We start from the raw sequence: 3,347 nt of genomic DNA, 5'->3' as shown, positions 1-3,347 counted from the left end.
CCGGAACGCCGGAACGCCGGAACGCCGGGCCCTGTGCGAACGCCGCCGTCAGAGGTCGAGGTCGAACAGGGCGTTGACGACGACCTCGGTCAGAGCGGGGTGGATCCAGTACGGGGTCCGGGCCAGGGTGGGAACGTCGATGCCGAGGCTCATGGCGATGACCAGCGGCTGGATCAGGGTGGACGCCTGCGGACCGAGGATGTGGGCGCCCAGCAGGCGGCGGGTGCCGGGGTCCGCGATCACCTTGCAGAAGCCGGTGGTGTCCTCCAGCGCCCAGCCGTACGCGACGTCCGAGTACCGGCGGGTGGCGGTCGCGTAGCCGAGGCCGTCGTCCCGGCACTCCTGCTCGGTGCGGCCGACCTGGGCGATCTGCGGGCGGGTGAAGACCGCGGCGGGAACGGCACCGTAGTCGGTGGCGACCGGGTCGTCGGGGTGCAGCAGATTGTGCGCGACCACCTGGGCCTCCCGGTTGGCGACGTGCTTGAGCGGCACGGGGGTGCACACGTCGCCGAGGGCGTAGACGCCCGGCGCGGTGGTCCGCTGCTGGGCGTCCACCACGATGCGGCCGTCCTCGTGCAGGGTGATGCCGGCCCGGTCGGCGTCGACGGTGTCGCTGTTGGGGGTCCGGCCGACCGCCACGAGCAGGGTGTCGGCCTCGATCGCGGAGCCGTCGTCCAGGCGCAGCCGCAGGCGGCCCGGTTCCCCTTCCAGCCGGGTGAGTTCGACGCCGGTGCGCACGTCGAACACGGAGCGGGCGTGGCGAGTGTAGGCCCGGGACACGGACTCGTCCTGCGGAGCGAGGAGGGTGCCCTGTTTCTCGATGACCGTGATCCGGCTGCCGGCCGCGTGGAAGACGTGCGCCAGCTCGGCGGCGGTGTAGCCGCCGCCGAGGACGGCCAGGTGCCGCGGCGGGGTCCGGCGCCGCATGATCGTGTCGGAGGTCTCGTAGGGCAGTGCGCTGTCGCGCACCGACGGCGGGACCACCGGGCGGCTGCCGACCGCGACGACGACCTGGTCCGTGGTGATCCGCTCCTCGCCCCAGCCGGTCTCCACCACCAGCGTCCTCTCACCGGTGAAGCGCGCGCGGCCACGGTGGACGGTGACGAAGCCGGAATCGCGGCGGCCCTGCTGTCGCCGGGTGTGGCGTCCACGTCGGAGCGGCCGGTCTCCCGCACCGTGTCCATGACGTCGGCCGTGTGGGCGAGCATCTTGCTGGGGATGCAGCCGCGGTTCAGGCAGGTCCCGCCGAACGGCCCCTCCTCGACGACGGCGACGTCGAGGGCGGCGAAGCGGTCGTCGATCACCGCATTGCCCGAGCCGGCTCCGAGGACGACAAGATCGTGGTGTCGCATGCTCGGAGGCTACCCCCGCCCGCCGCCGCGACGCCGGAGCCGGCCGGGCGGGCCGGGCCGGACCTCCGGGGCACCGACCGGTCTCCGGGGCACCGGCGGGGCAGGTCGGGACCCGCATGGCCCGGACCGGTCCGGGCCATGCGGGTCCCGACACCGGGTAGGCGCTTGGAGCCGCACGGCGGCCGCGAGCCGTTCCCGGCGATCCCCACCGACCCCGGCCGGCCCCCTGGGAGGACACCCGTGACACCCGCGACACCCCCCGACAAGCACGCCGCGAACCGCCATCAGTCGCTGGCCGACCCCGTCGCCGCACAGGCGGGATGGGACGACGTGGACGTCCGCGCCGTGGACACCGCCCGGCTGCTCGCGGCCGACGCCGTGCAGCGCACCGGCAACGGCCACCCCGGGACGGCGATGAGCCTGGCGCCGCTCGCCCACCTGCTGTTCCAGAACGTCCTGCGCCACGATCCCGCCGACGACCGGTGGCTGGGGCGGGACCGTTTCGTGCTGTCCTGCGGCCACACCAGCCTCACCCTCTACATCCAGCTCCATCTCACCGGCTACGGCCTCGAACTCGACGATCTGAAGGCCCTTCGGACCTGGGGCTCCGTCACGCCCGGCCACCCCGAGTACCGGCACACCCGAGGCGTGGAGATCACCACCGGTCCGCTCGGCCAGGGGCTGGGCTCGGCCGTCGGGTTCGCGATGGCGGACCGCCGTGAGCGCGGACTGCTGGACCCGGACGCCCCGGCCGGCGAGAGCCCCTTCGACCACCACGTCTACGTTCTGGCCTCGGACGGCGACCTGATGGAGGGCGTCACCGCGGAGGCGAGCTCCTTGGCCGGCCACCAGCGGCTGGGCAATCTGATCATGGTCTACGACCAGAACCACATCTCGATCGAGGACGACACCGACGTCTCCTTCAGCGAGGACGTCGCCGCCCGCTACCGCGCGTACGGCTGGCACGTGCAGACCGTCGACTGGACCCGCACCGGCCGCTGCGTGGAGGACATCGACGCCGTCCTCGACGCACTCCGGGCCGCCCGCGCGGAGACCACCCGGCCCTCACTGCTGGTGCTGCGGACGGTCATCGGGTGGCCGGCCCCCAACCTCCAGGACTCCGGCAAGGCCCACGGCTCCGCGCTCGGCGACGAGGAGGTCGCCGCCACCAAGGAACTGCTCGGCTTCGACCCCGCGGCCGACTTCACCGTCGAGGACGAGGTCCTCGCCCGGACCCGCGAGGCACGGGCACGCGGCCGCGAGCTGCACGCGGCGTGGGCCCCGCGCTACGAGCGCTGGCGCGCCGAGAACCCCGGGCGTGCCGCACTGCTGGACCGGCTGATGGAGCGCCGGCTGCCGGACGGTTGGGCGGACCACCTCCCGCACTTCCCCGCAGACCCGAAAGGGCTGGCCACCCGCGCCGCCTCGGGCCAGGCGCTGACCGCGCTCGCGCCGGTGCTGCCCGAGCTGTGGGGCGGTTCGGCCGACCTCGCGGGCAGCAACAACACCACGATGGAGGGCGAGCCCTCCTTCCTCCCCGAGGGCGTGGAGACCGCGGAGTGGAAGGGCGGCCCCTACGGCCGAACCCTGCACTTCGGGATCCGGGAGCACGCCATGGCCGCGATCCTGAACGGGATCGCCCTGCAGGGCCTGACCCGCCCCTACGGCGGCACCTTCCTGACCTTCAGCGACTACATGCGGCCGGCGGTGCAACTGGCCGCGCTGATGGAACTCCCCACGATCTACGTCTGGACGCACGACTCGATCGGCCTCGGCGAGGACGGCCCCACCCACCAGCCGGTGGAGCACCTCGCGGCGCTGCGCGCGATCCCCGGCCTCGACGTGGTGCGTCCCTGCGACGCCAATGAGACGGCCGCCTGCTGGCGGGCGTTGCTGGAGCAGTACGACCGGCCGACCGGCCTCGTCCTCACCCGGCAGAAGGTGCGCGGTGCTCTGTGCGACACCGCGCACTCCCTCACGGTCACCCTGCTCGCG

At 73.6% G+C, this 3,347-nt stretch carries 2 protein-coding genes; one reads left to right on the top strand and one right to left on the bottom strand.

Annotation, left to right across the window (positions count from 1 at the left end):
* Positions 1 to 48 precede the first annotated feature (48 nt).
* Complete coding sequence (locus VR45_RS39280) at positions 49 to 1,056, bottom strand: FAD-dependent oxidoreductase (RefSeq protein WP_234326625.1); 1,008 nt, start codon at positions 1,054 to 1,056, stop codon at positions 49 to 51.
* 536 nt (positions 1,057 to 1,592) lie between these two features.
* Here VR45_RS39280 and VR45_RS39275 point away from each other — a divergent pair.
* Positions 1,593 to 3,347 (top strand): transketolase (locus VR45_RS39275; protein ID WP_045944753.1); only part of this gene is annotated, 1,755 nt, incomplete at its 3' end.

The organism is Streptomyces sp. NRRL S-495 (assembly GCF_000966955.1).
GTDB lineage: Bacteria > Actinomycetota > Actinomycetes > Streptomycetales > Streptomycetaceae > Kitasatospora > Kitasatospora purpeofusca.
This window is presented reverse-complemented; position numbering and strand designations above follow the sequence as displayed.